We start from the raw sequence: 21,404 nt of genomic DNA, 5'->3' as shown, positions 1-21,404 counted from the left end.
GGAGGAAATACGATAGTGGTTTTCGGTAAGGATATGGGTATTGACCTGGGTACCGCCAATACCCTGGTTCACTTGAAAGGTAAAGGGGTAATCCTCAGGGAACCTTCGGTTGTAGCTATACTGAATGATAGTGGAAAGGTGCTGGCCGTGGGTGAAGAAGCTAAACAGATGATAGGCAGGACACCGGGAAACATTGTTGCTATCCGGCCCATGAAGGACGGAGTAATAGCTGATTTTGATATAACCCAGGCTATGCTAAAGTATTTTATTGCCAAGGCCCTGGATCAGAGAATGCCCCTGGTAAGACCCCGAGTGGTTATAAGCATACCTACCGGATGTACCACCGTGGAGGAACGAGCGGTTAGAGAAGCAGCACTGCAGGGTGGTGCCAAGGAGGCTTATTTAATTGAGGAACCTATGGCCGCGGCTATTGGTGCAGGCCTTCCGGTTCATGAACCCACCGGCAACATGATTGTTGACATAGGTGGGGGTACTACCGAGGTGGCGGTAATATCCCTGGGAGGCGTGGTCACAGCCCGCTCGATAAGGGTGGCCGGCGACAATATGGATGAAGCCATCATTCAGAACTTGAGGAAGAACTATAATCTCCTGATTGGGGAGCGAACTGCTGAGGATATTAAAATATCGGTGGGGTCAGCCCTATGGGAAGGTGAGGAGGAGTTCTACGATGTACGGGGGCGCGACCTGGTAAGTGGTTTACCTAAAACTATAAAGGTATCTTGCCTGGAAATCCAAAAGGCCCTTAAAGAAACGGTAGAGCAAATTGTAGATGGGATTAAGGTATGCCTGGAAAAAACCCCGCCGGAACTGGCATCGGATATCATGGATCGTGGCATTATTATGGCTGGAGGCGGAGCTTTGCTTAAGGGTTTGGACAAATTGATCAGTCAGGAAACGGAAATGCCGGTTTATGTATGTGACGAACCCCTTTTAGCCGTGGCCCAGGGAACTGGACGGGTACTGGAAAATATTGAAGTTTTGCGCAAGGTTTTGATTTCTCCCAAAAAATCATTTTAACCGGGTGAAGGCAATTGTTAAAAATATTACGCAACAAATACCTGTGGATGGTGGTATTCACAGTATTGCTATCATTTCTGCTTATGCATCTTACTTCCCCTGAACGAGGGGAAATAAGTATAGCGGAGAATTTGATAAGAGATATATTTACCCCGCTGCAAAGCGGGGTAAATAAGCTCAGGCATAATTGGGGGGGTATTGCCTCTGTCCTCAATAACAAGGAAGTCCTCAGCCAGCAGATTCAGGTATTGCAAAAAGAAAACCAGGAGCTCAAGATAGAGAATCAGGTTTTAAGGGAATCTCAGGCTGAGTTAAAACGTTTGCGCAGCTTGTTGGATTTCCAAAGCGACAGCCTGGACAGCTACACCTTGTTATCGGCTCGGGTTATAAGCCGCAGCCCTAATAACTGGTATCGCTATCTGCTTATCAATAAAGGAAGCAAACAAGGTATAAAAAAAGGGATGCCGGTTATCAGCCCCGAGGGGTTAGTGGGCCAGGTGGGGAGCGTAAGCAAGAAATCAGCGCAGGTCAACCTGATTACTGATCGCGAGGTGGCTGTAGGTGCTATACTTCAGGAAAGCCGGGAAACCAACGGCATAATTGAAGGGCATGGGGATAGTAACCTCTTGCGCATGATAAATATTCCTTATTATTCTCCCATAAAAAAGAACGACCGGGTAATAAGCTCCGGTTTGTCGGTGACTTATCCTCGGGGCATAGATATCGGAGTGGTTAAGAACATAAGCCCTGAACCCAGCGGACTCTTATTATCCGCTGATATAGAACCGGTTGTTAATTTTGATAAGTTGGAGGAAGTCCTGATTATAACCGGCTTCCAGCCACCGGAAACCGTACAAGGGGCGGAGGATTCAGAAAATTGAGGTATTTGCTTCTTTTCCTATTACCATTTACGGCCATATTATTACAGTCGACCGTCTTTAGTTTTTATAGTATAAAGGGGACATTACCTGACCTGGTATTAGTTTTTGTAGTATTTTTTGCCTTGATAAATGGGGCCCGGGGAGGAACCATATATGGCTTTCTTTGCGGTTTGTTTGAAGATCTCTACCTGGGCCGCTTTATTGGGGTAAATGCTCTATCCAAGGCTTTTACTGCCTACCTGGTAGGGCATTTTCAGGATAGAGTTTTTAAAGAGAATATACTGGTAGCTATGATAACGGTTCTCTTAAGTACATTTATAAATTCCCTTTTGTTTTTTTTCTTGGCCCTGTTCACCCACGATATTTTCAATGTTGATATGAATATAGTAGTGGCAGTAATTTACCAAAGCATTTACAACACAGTTTTAGCCATACCATTATACTTATGGTATTATAATTCTTCTTACCAAGGTATTCTCAGGCCAACAGGGGAGAGGTAGATGAAAAGCGATGAGTTAAAAAAGCGCTTAAAAATATATGCAGCTATAGTCATTGCGTTGCTGGTTATACTCGCTATCAGGCTGGCTATTGTGCAATTGTTTTTTAACGAGGTATACCAAACCCAGGCCAAAGACAACCGCATCCGATTGGTGGCCATAAAGGCTCCGCGAGGGGAAATATATGATCGCAATGCCCATATACTGGCTGCTAACAAATTGGTATATACGCTTTCCCTTACTTTCCTGCAATTGGGAGATCAGCAACAGGTAATTAATAATCTGGTAAGCCTGGTACAGGATTATTATCCCGATATTACTTTCGATTTTATTAAAGATAAAATCGAAAAACAGAAATTCCGCTTGTTTGAGCCGGTAATTATTATACGGGACATACCCTGGGAAATGGTGGTGAAATTGGAGGAAAACCGGCGGGATCTGCCGGGAGTATCAGTGGTAGTGGAACCCTTGCGTTACTACCCGGAAGCAGCATTGGCAGGTCATGTATTAGGGTACATTCACTCCATAAACTCGGAGGAATTGGCCCGGGTAGAAACGAGCAAATACAGTATTAACAGCCTGATTGGCAAATCAGGTATTGAAAAGCAATATGAGCAGTACCTACGGGGTGAAGATGGTGCCCGGCAAGTGGAAGTCGATGCCCGGGGGCGTCCGATAAGAGAACTGGTTACCCTGGAACCTTCACCCGGAGACAATCTTTATCTTACACTGGATATGAAGCTGCAGAGGGTATTGGAAAAAAGTATGGCTGATACCTTGAAACGTTTGCAGGTAAAGTATCCCAAGGCTCGGGTCGGTTCGGCCGTGGTACTGAATGTTAAAACCGGGGAAGTTTTGGCTATGTGCAGTAATCCTCCCCTGGACCCCAATGATTGGAAGGGAAATCTCAGCTTGCAACGAGTACCCTACTATTTTCCCCAGGGTAATGCCTATAATCCTATGGAACCGGGAGCCGAGGTGAATCGTGCTTTGCAATCTACTTATCCGCCCGGTTCCACTTTTAAGCCTGTAACCGGCATGGCGGCTCTGGAAAAAGGGGGAGTTGATCCTTTAAAAAACCTGGTTAATTGTAAGGGTGCCTATTGGATAGCTCCATATATCCCTTGTACGGGAGTACATGGCAATGTAAACTATTATACCGGTATGGCCACCTCCTGCAATACCTTTTTTCAAGAAATGGGCCGTAGGGCGGGCAAAGATGCCATAGTATGGGTGGGCAGACAGTTTGGATTAGGGACCAAAACCGGTATTGATCTTCCTGACGAGGAAAGCGGGTTGTTACCTTCGCCTGAATGGAAGAAGGAAAGATTTGCCCGGGTTGTTGACAAGAAGTACGAAGTGCTGCAAAAGCAACTGGCAGAAAAGTACGAGGAGTTATTGGCTAAGGCTCAGGATGATGAACAGAAGCGTAGTTTGGAAAAAAAGCTTAAACAGGAAAAGATTAAGCTGGAAGCCCAGTACGAAATTGACTATGGCTTTGAAACAAAATGGCAGGCTTTCGATACCTTTAATATGTCTATCGGCCAGGGCAACAACGATTATACCGTAATCCAGCTGGCTAACTATGTGGCCGCCATAGCCAATGGAGGTCATTTGATGAAGCCATATGTGGTCAGTCGCATAGTTTCACATGACAATAAGGTTTTAAAGGTTTTTCACCCACAACTTATACATGATGTAGAACTAAAGGCGGAAAGCATCAGGGAAACCCGGAAAGCTATGCTGGCCGTTACTCAGCCTGGTGGTACGGCTCACTTCCTTTTTTATAATTTTCCCAAAGAAATAGGAATAGCCGCTAAAACTGGAACCGCTCAAACCGGGCGGGCAGGAGATAATCAATTAAAAGAATTTCACGGGGTATTTGTGGCTTTTGCTCCTTATGATGATCCGGAAATCGCCTTTGCCGGGGTGGTGGAATATGGCCACCATGGAAGTGAATCAGCCGGTTATGTGGCCAGGGATATATTTGAACATTATTTTGGTTTAAGGGATCACCTGGCAGAAGATGAGGCAGATAAGGCGAAAGCGGCAGATAAGATAGATGAAACTGAAGCAGCGATGGAAAATGCAACCGGCCAGCCCATAGAGTAAGGGTCTTTGCTTACTCCTCACTTTTCTTATTTAAGAAGCCAGTCCATATAGCGAAAAAACGGGGAATTTTTGGGCGGGAATAAACGATTTTCAGGGAATATTTGAGTAATGTTCCCTTATTTTTTTGTTTTTCTATAAAGGGAAAAAAAGTAATATATAGAATAAGATGTATAACGTGAAGCTAAATTGCATAGCGGCTGATTTAGCAAAAAGAATATTAAGATATTCTGATGCTTAAATGTTATAAGCATCGGAATGGTTTAAGTATTGTTAGATTGGAGGCTGGATGGTGGCAGCAATTAGGGAAACAGCTAGCGAAATACACCTGAATTTGAGCGCTTGTAACAGCTTTGAAGAGATGAAAAGGGAATTGGAGAGAAGGTTAAGCTTGGCCCAGGATTGCTCATGGGGTAGTCGCATAAGTATAACCGCCAAAGCGGGCAAATTAACTTTAAAGCAGACCCAGGAAATAAAGACATTTCTGGCGGAACGTGGTTTACGCTTACATGACTTTATTATTAAAAGCGAAATTCGTGGGGAAGAGGAAAACGATTTTTTTGAAAACTTTTCCCATTATGAAGAAACAGCTTTAATTTGTCGTCATTTACGTTCAGGAAACAAGTTTTTTACCGATGGCAATGTGGTAATACTTGGTGATGTCAACCCCGGAGCTGAAATAATTGCCGGTGGCAACATCCTGGTTATGGGAAGTCTTAGAGGAATGGTTCATGCGGGAGCATCTGGTGACGAAAAAGCGATTATAGTTGCCTATCGCTTGATTCCTACCCAATTAAGGATAGCTGACCACATAACACGCCCACCAGATGGGGAGGTAGTGCTGGTTGATAGCCCTGAAATGGCCCGGATTAGATCCGGAAAAGTCTGTATAGAAAAGTTAAAAATATGATTGGAGGACTGAAGATGAAGAGTAGGGTTATCGTTATTACCTCAGGCAAAGGCGGAGTCGGAAAAACCACAACCACTGCCAATCTAGGAACATCACTGGCCATGATGGACAAAAAAGTGGTATTGGTAGATACCGACATTGGCCTGAGAAACCTGGATGTAGTGATGGGTTTAGAAAATCGAATAGTATTTGACATCGTAGATGTAGTCAATGGCAAATGCAGACTTAAGCAAGCTCTTATAAAGGACAAGCGTTTTGAAGGATTACATCTCTTACCTGCGGCCCAGACCAAAGACAAGACGGCTATTACGCCTCACCAGATGAAAAACCTTACCAATGAGTTGCGTCAGGATTTTGATTTTATTCTGGTAGATTGCCCCGCAGGTATAGAGCAGGGATTCCGGAACGCTATTGCCGGGGCGGATGATGCTATAGTTGTGGCCATGCCCGAGGTTTCATCAGTCCGGGACGCCGATCGCATAATCGGTCTTTTGGAAGCTGCCGGGCTTAGAAATAGCCGGTTGATTGTAAATCGACTAAGAAGCAAAATGGTGAGGCGTGGCGATATGATGGATATTAAAGATATCCTGGATATACTTTCCATAGAATTACTGGGAGTTGTACCTGAAGATGAATGTATAGTGGTTTCCACCAATCGAGGAGAACCTGCGGTTATGGAAAATGCTTCCAGAGCGGGTGCTGCCTATAGAAGGATTGCCCGGAGAATGATGGGAGAAGATATCCCACTGCCATCCCTCGATGAACCGGAAAATTTCTTTTACCGATTCAAAAAAATTCTGAAAATGGCTAGATAAGAAAGGAGGAGGGGGTTTTGCTGGATATTATTAACCGCTTATTGGGAAGGGAGAATGCGGGTAGCAGGGATATAGCGAGAGAGAGATTACGCCTGGTTTTAATACATGATAGGGCTTCAGTATCTCCCAATTTCTTGAATACATTAAAAGAGGAGTTAATAAGAGTAATTCGGGAATATATGGAAATAGACGAAGAATCCCTTGTTGTTGACCTGGAAAACGAGGAGAATTCTATTGCCCTGGTGGCCAACATTCCTATACGGGGATTTAAGAGAGCTGCCAACGAATAGGGTCGACAGTGAAGCAGCATAAAAGTAAGCGATACAAGCAGGAGACTGATTACAAGGTCTCCTTTTTCATTGTGGGGGTTAGTAACTCGCTTTTCATCGGTGGTTGTGGCCCTCACCCTGCGGGTACTCCTGGTGTTCCACCCTGCGGATGTCACTATTAAGGTTGCGGCCGTGGGGGGTTATTACGAAAAATAATTTTTTGACGCTGAAGGATGAAGTTGTCAACAACCCCGTCCCCATGTCAATGTCAACGTCAACAACCCCGTCCCCATGTCAATGTTTCATATTATTTGTCTAGCTAGACAGAGTTTTTTGCTCCCCTTATAATGAATTGGGGAGGTAGCTGCAATTGAATGCGAAAAGATTAAGATTTATTGATAAGGCTTTTATATCCGCTTTGTTTAGCTTGCTAATTTTTGGCCTGGTGATTCTAAGAAGCGCTAGTATTGGGATTTCCAGTGATCCTTTTTTTTATCTAAAAAAGCAAGTATTGATAATATTACTTGGCCTGGCTCTGGCCATACTAATAGTAAGATATGACTATAGCCAGTTTAGGAGATTCAGTCCTATACTTTACGGTATTTCGATTCTACTTTTACTTACCGTACTTATATGGGGGACAGAGATTCGCGGGACAACCGGATGGATTGGACTGGGTTCCTTACCTATGGTACAGCCCGCGGAATTTACCAAGGTTTTGCTAATTCTCGCCTTTGCTGAATTTTTAAATCGCCGCAAAGGTGAACTTGACACATTATCAGATATGTTACCCTGTTTTCTGTTTATGGGTATACCGTTTCTTTTAATAATCTTCCAACCCGATTTGGGAACTGCCCTGGTTTACATTGCCATAACTCTGGTTATGATGTTTGCTGCCGGGGCTAATTCCAAGGTGCTAATACAGGTAATTATCTTCGCTGTATTATTAATTGCTCTTTGCCTTTATCTGCATTTCCAATTTGGTATGTGGCTGCCCCTGGAGGATTACCAGTTGAAACGGCTTACCATCTTTCTGGATCCATATAATGATGGCCAGGGAGGGAGAGGGATGGGATGGAATACCATTCAATCACTGGTAGCCATAGGATCTGGAGGTTTAACCGGAAAAGGGCTGTTCCAGGGCACTCAAGTTCAACTCAATTTTTTACCCGAGCATCATACCGATTTTATTTATGCGGTGATAGGAGAGGAATTAGGGTTTTTAGGTGCTGCTTTTGTGATTATCTGCTATGGTATTTTGCTAATAAGGGCCATTATTATTGCTTCAAACTCAAAAGAGTTGTTCGGAAGCTTGCTAGTATTGGGCATCACTGCTATGTGGTTGTTTCATGTTTTTGAAAGCATCGGCATGTCGATTGGTTTAATGCCTATAACGGGAATCCCTCTTCCGTTCCTCAGTTATGGGGGAAGCTCAATGCTGGCCAATCTTATTGCAGTTGGTTTGATATTAAGCGTTAATGTTAGAGGGAAGAAGATTGTCTTTTAAAAGAGCTTTTGCAGTAGAATCATCCGCCCATAAAAAAAGGAGGTTTTTTATGAGCAATTCTGGTTTAAAGGATTTCACAAAAACTACAGTGAAAGAATTACTCTGGTTTATTCCTAATCTCTTAAAGCTTCTCTATCGCCTGGTTAATGATAAGTCAGTTACTACCCTTGACAGGACTTTGTTATTGGCTACGGCAGCCTATGTATTTTCGCCCTGGGATTTTCTCCCTGACATGGTTCCGTTTTTAGGCCAATTAGATGACCTGGTATTGCTGGCTCTGGTTTTCAAACGATTAACAGATAGCGTAAGCTCCGAGGTATTGTATAGTTATTGGGATGGTAAGCCCGATTTGCTATATCTCCTGGAGGACATAGTCAGGCTTGGACTGCAATTCCTTCCTCCCGGCATATACCAGCGGCTGGTCAAACATTCTGAACAGCCTTACCGGGCAGACCTGGAATATGGAAGCGAGTAAAATAAAGGTTCCTAATTTAATTATATAACGAGGCGAAATATGTCTCCCGCTAAGCGATCGGGTTCCTATCAACAAAACAGGCGGCGGGTTCCAATCCCCCGCCCCGTTGCAGCGCTGTGTTAAAAACTTACTACGATAACTTACTATGATATGGAGGAATTTTAGAATTATTGTAGAATAAACAAATAAGCAGTAAATAATTATGGCTCGCCGAGTTTTCCCGTCTAAGGTTTTTTAAAAAGCTATGACTGGAAAGCCGATAGGTAGGAGGGGAAACGCTCATGCCTCCCATTTGGAAAGGAGAGCAAAAACGCATGCAAGTTGACTAAATGCCGGGCTTATCTTTCTGGATGGGCCTGGTTTTTATTTGTATATAGAAGTTATTTATAGATTATTAAGTGGCCTTGCCTGGGGAGAAGCAAGAGGGTTTTCGGGCAAGAATGATTTTGAAACCATTGGAGGGTTTATCGCTATGGAAGCAGCCGTAAGCAGTTTGTTTGCACAAAAGATGGAGATATTAGAAATAGTTAAAATGTCCCTGCAGGTATCAGGATCAGCTACTTTACTTAGTGCCCTGATAGGTATTCCCCTGGGGGCTTGGATTGGTCTGTCTGAGTTCAAAGGGAAGAGGCTATTGTTAAGGTTGGTTTATACTTTGATGGCCTTGCCGCCGGTTCTGGCTGGTCTACTGGTCTATCTGCTCTTATCTCGCAGCGGACCCCTGGGTTTTATGGAATTGCTTTTTACTCCTACAGCGATGATTATAGCCCAGTGTCTTCTGGTTACACCTATCATTACCGGACTGGTTTCTGCCGGTATAGCTGCCAAGGAAGGATTGATTTTTGAGCATGCCATTAGCCTGGGAGCAAGTAAGACACAGGCTACGTGGACCATAATAAAGGAGGCGCGTACCGGAATTATTGCCGGAATTATGACCGGTTTTGGAAGAGCTTTTGCTGAGGTAGGAGCAGTAATGCTGGTGGGAGGAAACATTAGGCATATGACCAGAGTGCTTACTACTTCCATAGTAATGGAAACCAGGCAGGGCAACTTCGAGATGGGGATAGCTCTGGGGATTATTCTATTATTACTATCTTTCATGGTAAGTTCAATAGTCCTATCAAATGCCGAAGAATTTAGTTTGAAGTAGAGGTGATGGCAATGAACTTATTTGAAATATCAGGTTTAAAAAAGAACTTCGGCGATAGAACTGTATTAAATATTAATGAACTAACATTGCAGACAAGTAAAATTTATGCTGTCCTGGGCCCTAACGGTTCAGGTAAAACGACATTGTTGCGGGTTTTAAATCTCCTGCTTGCTCCTGATAGCGGTTGGATTAAGTTTATGGGAGGTGATATAGGAATTTCACAGGCTGACCGGCTGTCGGTATCGCGGCAAATGTGCATGGTGTTTCAGAGGCCGTTTATGTTTCGCAGTACGGTATTCAATAATGTAGCTTATGGCTTAAAGCTCAGGCGAGTAGCGAAGCCCGAATGCGAAAGAAGGGTTAATGAAGCCTTGGATTTTGTGGATATGGTGGATTTTGCGAAGCATTCCGCTACCCGCCTTTCCGGGGGAGAGACCCAGAGGGTAGCTCTGGCCCGGGCTCTGGTCTTACAGCCCCGGGTTTTACTCTTGGATGAACCCACAGCTAATCTTGACCCAGGAAGTGTCCAGCATATTGAGGAGATAATCCGTAAATATCACCAGGAATATAATACCAGTGTAATTATAGTTACGCACAATCTTTTTCAAGCTAAAAGAATCGCTGATGAAAGTATTTTGCTGATTAATGGTGAGGTAGTCGAGCGAGCTTATACAGCTGAGTTCTTTGACCATCCTCGCGAGCTTAGAACCCGTCAATTTCTAGATGGAACCATGGTTTATTAGAGAAAATATATAGGAGAGGGAGCTATTATGAAGCTCCAAGGAAAGGAGAGTTAGTATTATGAAAAGATTTCGGGATGTAGTCGCGGTAATTGCTATTTGTATGATGGCTTTTACCCTGTTGCCGTTTAATGTTGAGGCGGCTCAGAATGTGGAAAGCACAATGACCCTGGCTACCACTACCAGCACCCAGGATTCTGGACTGCTCGATTACTTACTGCTGGTTTTTGAAAAGGATTACAATACCAAAGTAAAAGTAATAGCGGTGGGAAGCGGCCAGGCCATGGAAATGGGACAAAAGGGAGATGCCGATGTATTGTTGGTTCACTCCCGGGCGGCTGAGGATAAATTTGTAGCTGATGGTTTTGGCATAAACCGTAAAGATGTAATGCATAATGAATTCCTGATTGTGGGTCCAGCCAGCGACCCGGCTAAAATAAAAGGAACTAGCGATGTAGTAGCTGCATTCAAAAAGATTGCTGCCAGTGAAAGCAAGTTTGTCTCCCGTGCTGATAAATCCGGTACTCACACCAAAGAACTTGGCATATGGAAAAAAGCGGGAATTACCCCGGCCCTGCCCTGGTACATTGAAGCCGGAAAAGGCATGGGTGATACCCTTTTGATGTCGGGTGAAATGAAAGCCTATACCTTGGCAGATGAGGCCACCTGGTTAAGCTGGAAAGGAAAAACCGAATTGACCGAGATTCTTCAAGGTGACAAGTTGCTTTTCAATCCTTATGGAGTTATAGCTGTGAACCCGGCCAAGCATCCCGGTGTTCATAAGAATGCTGCCAATGCCTTTATTGAATTCATGACCGGAACTAAAGGACAGAATATGATAGCTTCATTTGGCAAAGAAAAATATGGTAAAGCATTGTTTACTCCTGATGCTCTTCCTAAAGTTGTTGCTCCAACACCGGCACCGGCTCCTGCCCCGGTTGCAGTCAGCCCGACTGACAAAGCTACAGTTAATGTCTACGCTCTGAATGTTCGCACTGGTCCTGGAACCAATTACAAGATTTTAGGCAGTGTAGTCAAGGGGACAGAGCTGCAGGTATTGGGTAGCAGCGGAAAGTGGCTGAAAGTAAATTATGGTAATAAAGAGGCCTATGTAGCTGGATGGCTGGTAAAGAAGTAGATGATAAACCTGGAAAAGTAAATCAATTGCTAATGATAGCAAAATGAATATTTGGGCAAGTGGCTTTACCACTTGCCTTTTTTTACTGTGGCTATGTAAATCGAATGCTTTACAGTTGTCATTCACTGTTGAATAATCTATAGTTAAACTTTAAGATAACAATTGGGGTGAAGCATATGGAAGATAAAATGGGTGTGGAAGAAGTCTGTAAGACAAATATGGAACAGCTTCGCGAGAAGTTCATCGATATTATGGCCGGGTTTACTGTATACACCGGTATATATCTGCCTGATGATGTATATGCCAAATTAAAGGAACTGCGAGAAAAAGAAGATAGTAACCTGGCTACAATTATTTACGATGCCATGTTCGAGGATATGAAACTGGCCGGGCAGTTGGGCCGCCCCCTCTGCCAGGATACCGGCGTGATTCAGTATTTTGTGCAAGTGGGAACCGGGTTTCCGCTGCTTGGCGAAATGGAGGATTGCCTGCGTGAAGCAGTGAAAAGGGCTACCTTCCTGGGCCCACTTCGCCATAATGCGGTGGAGGTTTTTGACGAGAAAAACACCGGCAATAATATCGGTAAGAGGATTCCCTGGATTGACTGGGAGATAATACCTGAAAGCGATGAAGCAAAAATCTATGTATATATGGCCGGGGGCGGCTGCAGCCTTCCTGGAATAGCCAGAGTCCTGATGCCTCTGGAAGGATATGAAGGCATAGTAAGGCTGGTATTTGACCAGATTACTTCTTATGGAATAAATGCCTGCCCGCCTCTGCTGGTTGGTATTGGTATCGCCGGTTCAGTTGAGGTCGCAGCCAAATTGTCCAAGAAAGCCCTGCTGCGTCCTATAGGTTCCCAAAACAGCAATCCACGCGGTGCTGAGCTTGAAGCCAGAATCGAAGCCGGGCTGAATGCCATACAAATTGGACCGGGTGGTTTTACCGGAGAAAATTCCGTAATGGGCGTACATATTGAAGAAGCCGCCCGTCATCCGGCTACTATAGCGGTGGGCCTGTCTACCGGCTGCTGGGCCCATCGGAGATCCGTAATTAAATTTAGTGCCGATATGGAGTACGAAAGCATTTCGCACAAAGGAGCAGTTTTATGAGCAGCAAGATATTAACGACACCGATTCAGGATGAAGAGTTGGAATCACTGGCGATTGGCGATATTTTTTATTTGAATGGATATCTGATTAGCAGCCGGGATGATGTGCATCAACGATTGATCAAGCAACATAAGAAACTACCGATCGATCTGGCCGGCAAAGCTATTTTTCACGCCGGGCCGATTATGCAAGAAATAGAAGGAAAGCCGGGGAAATATCGGGTAATCTCCATTGGGCCGACTACCAGCATGCGTATGGAAAAATACGAAAAAGAATTTATCGCTCAAACCGGTTTGAAGCTGATTGTGGGCAAAGGTGGCATGGGTCAGAATACGGTGGCTGCTTGCCAGGAACATACGGTTATTCATGCGGTCTTTCCCGGAGGTTGTGCTGTTCTGGCGGCCAATTGCGTAGAAGAGGTTGAAGCTGTGGAATGGTTGGATTTGGGTATGCCGGAAGCAATGTGGGTAATGCGCGTGAAGAAATTCGGACCCCTGATCGTTTCCATCGATACCAGGGGAAATAATCTTTTTGAGGAGAATAAGAAGGCCTTCAACCTGAAGAAGGAAGCCATTGTTGAGGAAATCTGCTCACATGTCGATTACCTGGAATAGCAAAATAATGATTGACTCTACTGCAAAAACCCCTTTTTGTTGCATAGGGTTGCATAAATCTGAAAGAAATTCTTTCATCACGTTTTGTGCCTGAGCGTTAGCGAAAGGAATGGTTATAAATATGCAAAGCGAGCGTTGGCGAAGCATGGATGCTTCACCCTTCGGGTACTCCTGATGTTCCATCCTTCGGATGTTACTATTAAGGTTGCACCGGCGAAGACGAGCAGGCGAAAGGGGGCGAGCGACAGGATGTCGCGAGAGCGCCACCTCCCATGGACGGGAGATTGGCGCGGAACCCCTTGATCCGCGAGACCAGCCGTTGGTGTTGCCCATGCGTAGACTGCGGGCGGAATATTTATGCAAGCAAATGCATAATTATTACTTTTTGCAGCGGAATAAATGATTTTAATAATTCATCTGCCCGGAGAATCTTTTGTCCATCATAATCATCAATTCCTATTTCCTTTAGCCTATTTATATAATGGAGCAATTCCTCCCGGGAAGAAACATTCAACTTCATATAGATGCGTTTATTATGTGTCTTTATGGTATTTATGCTCAGGCACAGAATGTTGGCGATCTCTTTGGCTGTATGGCCTTTTACATAAAGCTCGAAGACTGAACGTTCTGCCGGAGAGAGATTCTTCGTATTTTCCAGAAATTTAGGGGGATGAACCCCCTAAATTTTTTAAAAACGAGATTCCACAGCCAGAAGCAATTAAATATTCCCTGGCAATTGTATCAATATAGTGCTTGATAGTGCTTGAAGTCACAGCCCCCAGTGTCATAAGCATTATTGAAGCCAGTAATATTTGCTAAAGTGCCGGGCTTATGCGCTAAAAGGGATATTTCCCTTGTAGGCGTTTTGTAAAATCTTCAGTACATCCGAATATTCCAGTTTCTTAAATGCCCCCAGGGCTCCCCAGGCGGTTGCTTTCGTGGCCATTTCCTCCAGTCGCTCTGCTTCCACCCCGATTTCTTTCAGACTGCCGGCCAGATGCAGCGAGCGGAAAAACTCCGCCGTCTTGTTTATGCCCGCCCGGGCCACGGCCAGGTCTTCACTTCCTTCTATCCCCCAGACATAGCGGGCATAATCCGCCAGCCGGGGTGCGGTTTTCTCATCCAGCACATAGTACATCCAATAGGGAGTGAGGATGGCCAGGCCCAGACCATGGGTTACATCATAGATGGCGCTGATTTCGTGTTCCATATCGTGGGTAGCCCAATCAGTGCGCTTGCCCGCTCCCAGCAATCCATTCAGGGCCAGGCTTCCGGTCCACATCAGATTGGCCCGGGCCTCATAGTTGTCCGGTTCGGCCAGGGCTATCGGCCCGTAGTGGATGCAGGTCTTAAGCATAGCTTCCGCCAGGCGATCCTGAATAAAGGTTCCCGGAGTAGGGCTGAAATATTGCTCAAATACATGGCTCATAATATCTACCGTTCCCGCCGCTGTTTGTTCAGGCGGAACGCTGAAGCTGTATTCCGGATCGAGGATGGAAAAACGGGGAATCAATAAGGGACTGCCGGTGCCTAGCTTCTGCTCCGTTTCTTCGTTGCTGATAACCGCGTTCCCGTTCATTTCCGAGCCGGTAGCAGCCAGAGTCAGTATGCATCCCAGCGGTAAAGCCTGGGTTATCCTAGCCCGGCGGGTAAAGAAGTCCCAGGCATCCCCCTCATAGCTGGTCCCGGCAGCAATAATTTTAGCGCAATCAATAGTACTTCCCCCGCCGACTGCCAACAGCAGTTCTACCCCATGTTCCCGGCAGAGCTTTACCCCCTGGCGCACACTGCTTATTCGCGGGTTGGGTTGGACCCCGGGCAGTTCTATAGCTGTGATTCCGGACTCTTTAAAAATATTTAGCAGCTGTTCATAAAGCCCGCTACGCTTAATGCTGCCTCCACCGTAGACCAGCAGCACCTTTTTGCCATAAGTCAAAATCTCCCGGGCCAATTCCTCAATCTTGCCCCGGCCAAAATGAATACGGGTGGGAAATTGAATATCAAAGGTTAACATGCTAAGTAATCATTCCTTTCTGCAATATTGCTTTAAGCGGCGCCGAATCGGATTATTATTATCTTAGCGCAAATCCAGGGTCGGGAAAAGTAGGGGAACCTGTTATTACCATTAATGCTGCAATCTAGAGTATTTTTAATTAATCTGTTATAATAAAAACAAGAAACAAGGGTCTCCAAGCTTCCGAGTTGCCAGGTCATTACATAAATATAAGGTATTATGGAACAGATAATTTGCTGGAGGATCCCAGTTTTAGCTGGAAGTCTCCATTTTATGTTTATATGAGTTTATGTTGGTTAAAAAAAGGATATAATTTTCGTGGATTAGGATTCAGGGCCACGATTTGATGTATATGATTCGTCCGGGTTCAGGAGAAGAAGGTTATGGTAGGGAAAAGCGTCACCTTCCGGTTGCCATAGAAAGGGGAGATGTGCATGAAAACCATGACTGCTTTCGAGAAACAGCTTCAGGCCGAAAAGAAAAACCGAATAGCCAGGACACCGTGCAAAATATGCAAAAACTATATCGGAAACAAGCCCTATATTGTGTTTGAAGAGAGATATTTTCATGTTATTTGTTTGCGAAACAGGCCTAACCTGCCTTATGACAGGTAAATGCCATGAATAAAGCAATTCCCGTATAGGTAATATAAATTGACAATATAGCTAAAGCCACTTAAAATAATAGCTAAAATAAGAAGCCGGGGTGAGCTTATGCGTGTCAAAAGTACAGATTTGCAGAATGCTTTCGGGAAGTATCTTTCCTTGTTAGAGAAGGAAGATATTATTATCACCAAAAACGGGAGAAGCGTGGCCAAATTGCTTCGCTATAATGAATCTGATTATTTTCTGGTTCACGAAGAATCAAAAAACTATAAAACAAAGAAGAGAATCAGCTATGAAGAATACATGGATTTGGTTGATTCATCTGACCAGAGGTATGAACTCATCAATGGGGAAATTTACTTGCTGGCTTCACCAAGTTTTAAACATCAGGTTGTGGTGAATGAAATAGCCTGGCACTTCAATAACTATTTTAGAGGAAAGTCCTGCCGCTCATTAACCTCGCCTTTTGATGTGAGGCTTTTCGGCTTTGCCACCAAATTCGAAGAAGATCCTAATGTTGTCCAGCCGGATGTGGTTGTTATCTGCGACCTGGATAAGGTCAACGAGGCTAATAAATATGAGGGCATCCCCACACTTGTTGTTGAAGTATTGTCTCCATCAACTAAAGGCAAGGATATGGTTACGAAGCTAAACCTGTACATGAAAAGCGGTGTTTCGGAGTACTGGGTGGTAAATCTGGAGAACAAGAGTATTTTACAGTACTCCTTCTCCCCCGAGAGAGATATAGACAGCTTAAAAATCCTGGGGGAGGAAGATACCATAGAATCAAGCGCTTTTGCCGGGCTTAAGATATCGTTAGGAGATATTTTTGCTGAAATATAACTATCTTCTAGTCAAACAACTTCATTTTTGCACCGGATACGACAGCAAAAGCTGGTGGACGAGATGAGGAAGCGATATTTAGCCTGGAGCAATTGCCGAGAGGCCAGTTCAAAAATCAATAAACCGGCGATAAAATTTTGCCAACAGCCTACTTCTTATTTATACTTATGGATAGTAAAACTGGGTTAAGAGAGAATTAGGTTGAGGGGAGATTAGAATTGCTTAAGGAACAGAATAGACTGTCGCACTTATTTGTCATCATTGCCTGTCTTTTTGTAACTTCTTTGTTGTTATCCAATATCATAGCGGGGAAACTTATCACCATTGGAAGCATGATCTTGCCCGGGGCCGTAATCTTATTTCCGCTGGCTTATATCTTTGGTGATATACTTACCGAAGTTTACGGTTATGGCCGGGCCCGGATGGTTATATGGACCGGCTTTGCCTGCAACATTCTGATGGTAGGAGTTTTTTTCCTGGTTATGGCGATACCCTCCCCCGGCTTTTTTGAAGCGGAAGAGGCTTTTGCGACCGTTTTAGGCATGACCCCGCGCATTGTTTCGGCTTCCCTTTTAGCTTACCTCTTGGGGGAATTCTCCAACGCTGCTATTCTGTCGCGGATGAAGATATTGACCCGGGGGAAATGGCTGTGGACGCGCACCATTGGTTCTACCCTGATTGGGGAAGGGCTTGATACCATAGTTTTTATTACCGTCTGTTTTCTGGGAGTGGTACCCAATGCAGTTCTCCTGCAGATGGTGCTTTACCAGTACCTTTTTAAAGTGGCTTTTGAAATTTTGGCTACTCCTCTAACTTATGCGGTGGTGGGATGGCTGAAGCGTCGGGAGGGTATTGATACCTACGACCACGCGGTTAGCTATAATCCTTTTCAGCTGGATATTTAAGCCTGAGAATTGTGAAAAGTCTTAAGAATTTTCAAGAGTAGTTTCATGTAGAGAATATTGCTAATATCAGCCTGTACCGGCAGTAAAACATATCGACCGGATGATGCCCTGAGAGCAAAAGGCGGTCAGAAGTTAGAAACCAGGATAATTCTACACCCATGCCACCGGGATGCTCAGGTTTTTATCGTTGATGGGAATTAACTTGTCATACAGGCAGATAACGCCACCGCTGCCTATCTTTACACCTTTAAGCTTATTCAATACGGAAAAATGTTCGATGTGCTCCTTGCCCGGATTGGCGGTTTTTTTAATCTCAACTGGATAAATCATGCCATTTTGTTCAATTAGAATATCAATCTCTTTAGCGTCCTTGTCCCGGTAATAATAGAGAGCCGGCTCTAAAATTCCGGTATTGTAATAACTTTTTAGGATTTCGGAAACTACAAAGGTTTCAAAAAAGGCGCCCGCCATAGCACCTGCCTCCAGCACCTGAGGCGTGTTCCATTTGGTGAGATATGCTGCCAGTCCGGTGTCCAGAAAATAAAGCTTGGGTGTTTTCACCATTCTTTTGGTAATGTTACTATAGTACGGCGGTAGCAAGTATACTATGTTTGATGAAATCAAAATGGACAGCCATCTGTCGGCGGTCGGCACGCTTATACCGGTTTCTCTGCTCACAGCTGATAAGTTAAGCATTTGCCCGGTTCTGGCGGCCATAGCGGTCATGAATTTTATAAATTTAATTTGATCGCCAACCTGGGCCAGTGCTCTTACATCACGCTCGATATAGGTTTTGGCATAGGCAGCATAAAACATCTGCCAGTCAAGCTTATCTGCATGCATGGCTGGCATTGTACCCTGGTGGATAATCTCCCATAATTCCTTGTAATCACTTTGCTGGACGGAAGTTTTCCTTTTTCCGAAGAACTCCTCACCCGGTACAAAAGGCTCATTAAAAGCATCGTTTTTAATTTCGCGCAGAGATAAGCCTGGCAGATTAATAATGCCAATCCGGCCGGCGAGACTTTCGCTAACATTTTTCATCATATTAAATTGCTGCGAACCGGTCAAAAAAAACTGTCCTTTCTTGCCGCTTTCGTCCACGCTCATTTTAATATAGCTAAACAGGCTGGGTGCATACTGTATCTCATCAAGCATTACCGGTGGCGGTGTCATTTTGAAAAAGCTTCCCGCTTCCTCAATGGCATTTTGCAATAAAATCGGATCATCCAGGGTTAAGTAGGGAATATCGCTGGTCATATGTTTTAGTAATGTAGTCTTGCCTACCTGCCGGGCTCCTGTAATTAAAACTACCGGAAACATTTTTGCAGCTTTATCTGCCGTAGCTTCTGTATGCCGGCTAATATAGGTCATAATAACCTCCGTCTAATTTAATATTTACTATTATTATAGCCAATGATGCCTAAAATATCCATATCTATTTCTCTTGAAAAATTTAGATGTGAGGTTGAGCTGCCTGGGTGGAAGCAGGGCAGAAGATTACATTAGAAGATTCCAGTCCCTGCCCTTTTTCACGTCTATATTCTTGAGCTTTTCAATAAACCGCTTGACAATAATTAATAATACGCTTACTATAACAGTAAACTATTAGACTAGTGCACTAATGGCCCAGGAGGTGGAAGCCATGAAATTTGACAGTTCCCGTCCCATTTATCGGCAGATAATTGACAGCTATAAAAAGCAGCTTATTCGGGGCGAGCTTAAGACGGGTGATAAAATATTATCCCAGCGGGAATATGCTGAACAAGCACGCATAAACCCGAATACCGTGCAGAGAGCATATCGCGAAATGGAGGCCCTGCAAATGGTGGAAACGCAGCGGGGGCAGGGGACATTTATTATTGCTGCCGAGCCGATGCTGACAGAAATTAAGTTGGAGATGGCCCGGGATGTGCTGGAGTATTTTGTCGGGGAGATGAAGTCTCTGGGATATACCTGCGCCCAGATGATAAGCATGTTGGAGGAAGAAGAAAAGGAACAGGGAGGAGGGTTTTAGTGATTGAGTTTAAAGAGGTGTCGAAAAGGTTCGGCAGTACACTGGCTCTGGATAAGTTGGACGCAAATTTTCCCACCGGTAAAATAATTGGTCTTTTTGGTCCCAATGGAGCAGGTAAATCAACCAGTATTAAAATGATAGCAGGGCTCAATCGTCCGGATCAGGGGCAAGTACTGATAGACGGTGAATTGCCGCGCATGAGCAAAGCCCGAATAGCCTATTTGCCGGAAATAGATCATTTATATCCTTGGATGACTATTGGTCAGGCGGCCGGATTTACCCGAAGCTTTTATGTGGATTGGGATAATAATAAATACCATGAGCTTTTAAAATACTTAAACCTGAGTGCGGAAATGAAAATAGGTAAAATATCCAAAGGTCAGAGGGCCAAAACCAAGCTGTTGTTTACTGTTGCCCGGCGTGCCCCTTATCTGTTAATGGATGAACCATTATCAGGTATAGATATTCTGACCCGGGAAGAAATAATAAACACCCTGGTAAGAGATTATCGGGAAGGGGAACAGACCATAATAATATCCACTCATGAGATTGCCGAGGTGGAGAGCCTGGTTGACGAAGTGTTTTTTATCGATCAAGGAAAGATTATGCTTTCCGGATCGGCGGAAGAATTCCGAGTGGAAAGAGGCCAATCTCTGGTAGAAATAATGAAGGAGGCGTTTCGCCATGTCCACCAGTAAGTTGAAAATGTTTTCCCAATTATATACCAAAGATATGCGGGAATTAGTGCCTGAAATCGTTATAGTAGTAGCTGCGGCAGTGATTCTTAACGGATTGTTCTATTTTAATATGAACCGGTATACATCATTTCACCCGGCAGTTTTTATAATACCTACTTTTATGGTGCTGGCCGTGGCGGCTTTTTTGCCGTTTATTTCTTCTTTCAAACTGGTAAGCCGTGAGTGGAGCAATAATACGGTTTATCTCATCATGTCATTGCCTGTTTCAGGGGTCATGATTATGGGGGCCAAGCTGGCTGCCTTAATTACCCAGTATATTGCAGGTACCTTGATAGCTGTCTTGATGGGGTTGTTTTTGGCCCGGGAAGCAATTCCGGATATTATGAAATTGATATCCAATTACCCGGATATTTTGAACCTGGCCATTCTGTTTTATTTACTAAGTATTGCCGCTTTACTATTCCTGATTAGTATGGGCTTTTTGAGTCAGATTACAGGAAAATTAAGCTCGCGTTTCTCCAGTCTGATTACTTTTATAGTCTTCCTTCTCACCTTTTATTGCATGAGTAAAATCATCAATTTTTCTATCGTTAAACTGAAAATGATAACGCCTGCTGATTCGCTGGCAATCCTTAACAATTCGTCCCTGACCGGAGAGCTATTAATATTGTTGCTGGCGGCGACATTAGTATTCACCCTGGCGGTGGTAATTTATGATCGCAAGATAGAGCTATGATTCATCTTTCATGGTTTAACGGCTCGAATCATTTGAGCATCGGAAGAAACTGCGGAGCATTTACAACACAGCGCTGCAACGAGGCGGGGGATTAGAAACCGCCGCCTGTTTTGTTAATAGGCGACCGCTTAGCGGGGGACATATTTCACCTCGTTATAAATCTCCAGGTGAAAGCAAAGTTTATGTTCTATCGTAATAAAGTAATGATGTCACTGCAAAAAGTTATAAATATGCATTAGCTTGCATAAATATACCGCTCGCAGTCTTCGCATGGGCAACACCTGCGGCTTGTCTCGTGGCTCAAGGGGTGCCGCGCTAATCTCCCATCCTG

22 protein-coding genes, 1 pseudogene and 1 riboswitch are annotated in these 21,404 nt (G+C 44.3%); of the genes and pseudogenes, 19 read left to right on the top strand and 4 right to left on the bottom strand.

All coding sequences use genetic code 11. The features are described 5' to 3' along the window. Positions 1-15: 15 nt before the first annotated feature. The 14 genes from AWB54_RS10385 (at position 16) to ttdB (ending at position 13,255) form a co-directional block, all read left to right on the top strand. Positions 16-1,038, top strand: coding sequence for a rod shape-determining protein (locus tag AWB54_RS10385; protein ID WP_268873646.1), 1,023 nt, complete (start codon positions 16-18; stop codon positions 1,036-1,038). Positions 1,039-1,052: 14 nt separating this feature from the next. Beyond that, positions 1,053-1,919, top strand: a complete 867-nt coding sequence (mreC, locus tag AWB54_RS10380) for a rod shape-determining protein MreC (RefSeq protein WP_061214539.1) — start codon at positions 1,053-1,055, stop codon at positions 1,917-1,919. Further along, entirely contained in the window at positions 1,916-2,419 is a 504-nt protein-coding gene (mreD, locus tag AWB54_RS10375) for a rod shape-determining protein MreD (RefSeq protein WP_061214538.1), read from the top strand. Before mreC ends, mreD begins: the two co-directional genes overlap by 4 nt. Further along, the gene (gene mrdA, locus AWB54_RS10370; RefSeq protein WP_061214537.1) at positions 2,420-4,528 is read left to right on the top strand and encodes a penicillin-binding protein 2; all 2,109 of its coding nucleotides are present in this window, start codon (positions 2,420-2,422) and stop codon (positions 4,526-4,528) included. 289 nt (positions 4,529-4,817) lie between these two features. Continuing rightward, complete coding sequence (gene minC, locus AWB54_RS10365; RefSeq protein ID WP_338116442.1) at positions 4,818-5,435, top strand: septum site-determining protein MinC; 618 nt, start codon at positions 4,818-4,820, stop codon at positions 5,433-5,435. A gap of 14 nt (positions 5,436-5,449) precedes the next feature. Beyond that, positions 5,450-6,250 (top strand): septum site-determining protein MinD, encoded by an 801-nt coding sequence (gene minD / locus AWB54_RS10360; RefSeq protein WP_061214536.1) that lies wholly within the window; start codon positions 5,450-5,452, stop codon positions 6,248-6,250. A 17-nt stretch (positions 6,251-6,267) separates the two neighbouring features. Then, positions 6,268-6,540, top strand: coding sequence for a cell division topological specificity factor MinE (minE, locus tag AWB54_RS10355; protein ID WP_061214535.1), 273 nt, complete (start codon positions 6,268-6,270; stop codon positions 6,538-6,540). A gap of 349 nt (positions 6,541-6,889) precedes the next feature. After that, positions 6,890-8,026, top strand: a complete 1,137-nt coding sequence (gene rodA / locus AWB54_RS10350; protein WP_061214534.1) for a rod shape-determining protein RodA — start codon at positions 6,890-6,892, stop codon at positions 8,024-8,026. A 49-nt stretch (positions 8,027-8,075) separates the two neighbouring features. Further along, positions 8,076-8,501 carry a YkvA family protein gene (locus tag AWB54_RS10345; protein WP_061214533.1) on the top strand — a complete coding sequence of 142 codons (426 nt, stop codon included), beginning with the start codon at positions 8,076-8,078 and terminating at the stop codon, positions 8,499-8,501. A gap of 196 nt (positions 8,502-8,697) precedes the next feature. Next, positions 8,698-8,820: riboswitch (molybdenum cofactor riboswitch) on the top strand. Between the two features lie 153 nt (positions 8,821-8,973). Continuing rightward, positions 8,974-9,651, top strand: a complete 678-nt coding sequence (locus tag AWB54_RS10340) for an ABC transporter permease (protein ID WP_061214583.1) — start codon at positions 8,974-8,976, stop codon at positions 9,649-9,651. Between the two features lie 11 nt (positions 9,652-9,662). Further along, entirely contained in the window at positions 9,663-10,394 is a 732-nt protein-coding gene (locus AWB54_RS10335; protein WP_061214532.1) for an ABC transporter ATP-binding protein, read from the top strand. Positions 10,395-10,452: 58 nt separating this feature from the next. Next, positions 10,453-11,529 carry a substrate-binding domain-containing protein gene (locus AWB54_RS10330; RefSeq protein WP_061214531.1) on the top strand — a complete coding sequence of 359 codons (1,077 nt, stop codon included), beginning with the start codon at positions 10,453-10,455 and terminating at the stop codon, positions 11,527-11,529. Positions 11,530-11,705: 176 nt separating this feature from the next. Continuing rightward, positions 11,706-12,641, top strand: a complete 936-nt coding sequence (ttdA, locus tag AWB54_RS10325) for a L(+)-tartrate dehydratase subunit alpha (protein WP_082736157.1) — start codon at positions 11,706-11,708, stop codon at positions 12,639-12,641. After that, positions 12,638-13,255 (top strand): L(+)-tartrate dehydratase subunit beta, encoded by a 618-nt coding sequence (ttdB, locus tag AWB54_RS10320; RefSeq protein ID WP_061214530.1) that lies wholly within the window; start codon positions 12,638-12,640, stop codon positions 13,253-13,255. Before ttdA ends, ttdB begins: the two co-directional genes overlap by 4 nt. 355 nt (positions 13,256-13,610) lie before the next feature. Here ttdB and AWB54_RS16530 read toward each other — a convergent pair whose 3' ends face one another. The 3 genes and pseudogenes from AWB54_RS16530 to AWB54_RS10315 all read right to left on the bottom strand — a co-directional run bounded on the left by AWB54_RS16530 (position 13,611) and on the right by AWB54_RS10315 (position 15,269). Further along, the gene (locus AWB54_RS16530) at positions 13,611-13,745 is read right to left on the bottom strand and encodes a hypothetical protein (protein WP_268873645.1); all 135 of its coding nucleotides are present in this window, start codon (positions 13,743-13,745) and stop codon (positions 13,611-13,613) included. Continuing rightward, a pseudogene (locus AWB54_RS16705) lies at positions 13,746-13,913 on the bottom strand (response regulator transcription factor); the annotation flags it as partial. It abuts the gene before it with no gap. A 171-nt stretch (positions 13,914-14,084) separates the two neighbouring features. Then, the gene (locus tag AWB54_RS10315) at positions 14,085-15,269 is read right to left on the bottom strand and encodes an iron-containing alcohol dehydrogenase (RefSeq protein WP_061214529.1); all 1,185 of its coding nucleotides are present in this window, start codon (positions 15,267-15,269) and stop codon (positions 14,085-14,087) included. A gap of 713 nt (positions 15,270-15,982) precedes the next feature. Between AWB54_RS10315 and AWB54_RS10305 the strand changes: the two genes are divergently transcribed. Beyond that, complete coding sequence (locus AWB54_RS10305) at positions 15,983-16,717, top strand: Uma2 family endonuclease (RefSeq protein ID WP_061214527.1); 735 nt, start codon at positions 15,983-15,985, stop codon at positions 16,715-16,717. Between the two features lie 218 nt (positions 16,718-16,935). After that, positions 16,936-17,622, top strand: coding sequence for a queuosine precursor transporter (locus tag AWB54_RS10300; RefSeq protein WP_061214526.1), 687 nt, complete (start codon positions 16,936-16,938; stop codon positions 17,620-17,622). A gap of 150 nt (positions 17,623-17,772) precedes the next feature. Here AWB54_RS10300 and AWB54_RS10295 read toward each other — a convergent pair whose 3' ends face one another. Further along, the gene (locus AWB54_RS10295; protein ID WP_061214525.1) at positions 17,773-18,996 is read right to left on the bottom strand and encodes an ATP-binding protein; all 1,224 of its coding nucleotides are present in this window, start codon (positions 18,994-18,996) and stop codon (positions 17,773-17,775) included. Positions 18,997-19,267: 271 nt separating this feature from the next. Here AWB54_RS10295 and AWB54_RS10290 point away from each other — a divergent pair, with 271 nt between their 5' ends. From AWB54_RS10290 to AWB54_RS10280, 3 genes are read left to right on the top strand one after another with little or no spacing between them, the layout of a single operon-like run. Then, positions 19,268-19,639 carry a GntR family transcriptional regulator gene (locus tag AWB54_RS10290; protein WP_061214524.1) on the top strand — a complete coding sequence of 124 codons (372 nt, stop codon included), beginning with the start codon at positions 19,268-19,270 and terminating at the stop codon, positions 19,637-19,639. Then, on the top strand, positions 19,639-20,337 hold the full coding sequence (locus tag AWB54_RS10285; protein WP_061214523.1) for an ABC transporter ATP-binding protein: 699 nt from the start codon (positions 19,639-19,641) through the stop codon (positions 20,335-20,337). The genes AWB54_RS10290 and AWB54_RS10285 overlap by 1 nt, the downstream gene beginning before the upstream one ends. Beyond that, positions 20,324-21,073, top strand: a complete 750-nt coding sequence (locus AWB54_RS10280; RefSeq protein WP_061214522.1) for a hypothetical protein — start codon at positions 20,324-20,326, stop codon at positions 21,071-21,073. Before AWB54_RS10285 ends, AWB54_RS10280 begins: the two co-directional genes overlap by 14 nt. Positions 21,074-21,404 lie beyond the last annotated feature (331 nt).

Origin of the sequence: Syntrophomonas wolfei subsp. methylbutyratica, from assembly GCF_001570625.1 — a bacterium.
GTDB lineage: Bacteria > Bacillota > Syntrophomonadia > Syntrophomonadales > Syntrophomonadaceae > Syntrophomonas > Syntrophomonas methylbutyratica.
The sequence above is the reverse complement of the archived record's forward strand: the minus strand, read 5'-3'. Positions and strand labels throughout refer to the sequence as shown.